The organism is Pseudomonas brassicacearum (assembly GCF_003732175.1).
Classification (GTDB): domain Bacteria; phylum Pseudomonadota; class Gammaproteobacteria; order Pseudomonadales; family Pseudomonadaceae; genus Aquipseudomonas; species Aquipseudomonas brassicacearum_G.
The window spans coordinates 6,433-6,707 of record NZ_MOBI01000009.1 but is presented as its reverse complement, the minus strand read 5'-3'; the positions used below and the strand labels follow the sequence as shown (position 1 = coordinate 6,707).

The 275-nt window shown below is 57.5% G+C and carries 1 protein-coding gene; it reads left to right on the top strand.

What is annotated here, in order from left to right:
* Positions 1-34 precede the first annotated feature (34 nt).
* A partial coding sequence (locus BK658_RS29945) for a hypothetical protein (RefSeq protein ID WP_221178601.1) occupies positions 35-275 on the top strand: 241 nt, incomplete at its 3' end.

The window sequence follows — 275 nt, the reverse complement described above, 5'->3', positions numbered from 1 at the left end:
GTCCGTACTGACCGAATTGAGCGTGGCTACGCACGTGATCAAGGCTGTCGCAGGCGGGCAGGATTCCAACACCTGGACCGTGACGGTGAAGGCACCTGTGGTGGCGCCGGTCATCACCAAGGTGACGGACTCCAAGGAAGTTCCTGTTGCAGACAATGGCGAGACCACGGATACCACATTGAAGCTGGAAGGTACGGCGGGTGATGGTGAAGAGGTCAAGGTTTACATTGGAAGTGAGCTGAAGGATACGGTCACGGCGGTAGGCGGGATATGGA